The 2,974-nt window shown below is 71.3% G+C and carries 1 protein-coding gene; it reads left to right on the top strand.

Annotated elements, in window-relative coordinates; translation table 11 throughout:
- Nucleotides 1-252: 252 nt before the first annotated feature.
- Nucleotides 253-2,974 (top strand): lonely Cys domain-containing protein (locus IF99_RS31345; RefSeq protein WP_158716684.1); only part of this gene is annotated, 2,722 nt, incomplete at its 3' end.

Genomic DNA, 2,974 nt, shown 5'->3' with positions numbered 1-2,974 from the left:
AATGGTGTCCGGTCGCCGTTGACGTGGGGCGATCTGCGGTTCGCGGTCGGTTCGTACTTCGCCGCCAACGGTCAGCCGGAGCCTCCGTTGCCGGTGGCTCTGCAGTTCTTGCTGGTCTCGGCGGCCGGTTCGGTGGGTATGGACCTGGAGCTGTCCCGGTTCTCGATCGTCCCCAGTCATCAGAGCGTGCGGGCCTGGGACGGGCCCACTGCCGGGCAGGCGCTCGGCAGTGGGACGACGGGGGACGCGGAGATGTCCCTGTTCGCGCCGCCACCGGGCACGGCCGCGCCGGCGGTGGCGCCGCCGGTGAACCTGCCGGAGCCTGCGGCGGTGTCGGGGAGGTTCACAGGCGCGAGTGATCCGATGTTGTCGCCGCGGACCGTGATGTCGGGGCCGTCGGGGCGTGCGCAGGGCCGTAACTGGACGGGCAAGTCCGTGAGCCGGGTGTTGCCGGGCAAGATACGGGTCATCGAGACCCGGCCCGGCCAGTCGCCGGTGATCGTGTCGGAGGACGACGCGCCGTGGCCGGACACCGCGTATGTCGTGGCGGCCGAGGGCGAGAACGGGCGGGTGCGGCTGCCGGACGGCCGGGTGCTGGACGCCGAGGCGGTCGCTGACGCGCTGGCGGCCGACCCCGAGTTGGCGAAGCTGCCCAAGGACGTCCCCGTCGTGCTGGTGCTGTCGGACGCGGGGGACCAGCGGCAGGCCGTATTGCGGGCGGTGGAGGAGCGGACGGGCCGCAAGGCATGGGGCCCCAGTGGCCGGGCCCGTCTGGTGGCCGACGCGGACGCGGGCGGGCACCGTCCGGTGATCATTGATCCCGATGCGAATCTGCCGGTCCCGCGCTGGGTGCCGTTCGACACACCGGCGAGGAGGACGGCGTACGAGGACCGTGAGTGGACGGCACTGGACGGGACGACGTTCCGCGACAGCGATGTGTTCACCCGGCCGCTGGTGGACGAGGGCCATGAGCGGTTCGGCCAGATCTCGGTGCAGACCAGGGACAATCTGCGCGGACGCGAGCGTCAGCTGAAGGCGTTCCGCACGATGCGGCGGCTCGTGCACAAGACGCCGGCCGGCAGCGGTCACCAGGCGGTGGGTTTCGAGGAGGTCACCCCGGATTCGGCGGTCTACGTCTACGCGGCTCACGGGAAGCCGGGGCGGCTGCAACTCGCGCTGCGTGACGGCCGGACGGTGTGGCTGGGCAAGCGGGACGCCGCGCGGTACATCGCGGGTCTGCGGGAGATGCGGGAGCTGCCGCCGGGGCACCGGCCTCACCTGGAGGTGTGCTGGGGCGCGACGGACGGCGACCCCTCCCAGCAGCATCTTTCGCACAACCCGTCGCCCCACGTCGATGATCCGCTGGACGATGTTCCGCTCGGTCAGCACTTCGCCAACGAGATGCGGAGTGAGACGACATCGGTCACCAGGCCAACCGGTGTGGACAACCACAACCGTGTGGTGATCGACGCGCCGGGCGAGGCGGGGCGCGTGGTGAGCCACCGCCCTGAGCCCTTGGACCACGAGCTGGACCAGCTGGCGCGGGACGCGGGGCTGCACCGTGGCCCGGGTGCGGTGTCCCCCGAGGCGCGGAAGACGATGCTGCGGCTGGTGCGGGCGTTGCGGTCGGTGTTCGGTAACGAGATCGAGGATCACCGTGGGCCGGGTGGCCGGTACGAGCGGGTGTTCCACGGCATCGTGGCGCTGGAGCGGATGCGGGCGAACGACACGTCGATCAGCGGATTCACTCCGCTCCGGCTGGACATGCTGGCGTTCTTCGTCCAGGAGCACACCGGTCGGGCCCCCGACCTGGCCGGGTATGTGGCGCTGCTCGACTTCGCGGCGGCCCGGATCACGGCCGATCCGCAGGCGAAGCTGACCGAAGCGGTCCCGGCACCGGCTGTCCAGATCACCCTCGACCAGCTGGCGGACAAGGGTGAGCGGATAACCCGCTACGTGCAGTCGCTGCCCGCCCCGTCGCCGTTCACCCCCCGGCACATGGCGTCCACGCTCTGGTCCATGGCCCGTACCGCCCAGACCTTCCGGTCGATGACGCCCGCGGAGCGGGAGGCGATGGGCCGCAGGACGCTGCACCTCGACGCGGCCGCTGTGTGGGACAGGTCGCAGCAGGAAGCCTTGTGGGTACTGATGGCCAAGGCGACCGCGGAGGGCCTGGACGCCTCCGACCACGACCTGCTGGCGGCGTATCACCTGAAGGAGAGCGGTGCCTTCGGTCCGGCGGCGCTGCTGCGGCAGGGACCGAACGTCCAGGGGGTGAACTGGTCCGGCATCGCCGCGCCCGCCGGGATCAACTGGACCAGCGTGCGGCAGATGACGCTCGGGCCCAACGGGACGGCCACGCAGCCGGTCCAGCCGGACTGGGTCGGCCCGCGCAAGCCGATGCCGATGCTGAACGTGCTGGAGGTCGACCGGGCCGGCAACATCGTGCTGCACCTGCCCGGCCGCGGCCCGCTCCCCGTCTCCGAGAACGAGTTCCTGGCCCTGCTCGGACTGGATCCCGCGTACCGCACGACGCCGACGGGCAATCCGGTGCTGTTCCTGACCACGGGCGACGGGGCGCTGAGCCCGCGGGTGATCCAGCGGTTCTCCCAGAACACCGGACGCCCGGGCTTCGCCTACGGCGCACCGATGATGCTGACCAGCGCCGACCCGTCCATTCCCCTCGGCATCCTCGCCCGCCTCGACCCGGCCACCCAGGCCCCGGGCCGGTGGACCGCGGCCACCCGGCAGCCCACCATCCCCGGCACGTCCGACACCGATGACGGCCTGGTCATCTTCGCCCCCACACCCGCGTCTTCGGGGCGGTTGCCGGATGTCGGGGGGTTGCGGATTGGTGAGGCGTCTGATTCTGCGTCGGGTGTTTCGTGGTCGGCGGAGTCGTTGATGGTGAGTCCGTCGGGTGCGTCGCGTGGGCGTAATTTGACGGGCGAGAAGGTGCGTCATGTGCGGTTGG

The sequence above is a fragment of the Streptomyces sp. NRRL F-5630 genome (assembly GCF_000719475.1).
Taxonomy (GTDB): domain Bacteria; phylum Actinomycetota; class Actinomycetes; order Streptomycetales; family Streptomycetaceae; genus Streptomyces.
Note: the sequence above shows the minus strand (reverse complement) of the source record. Positions and strands in the feature narration are given on the sequence as shown.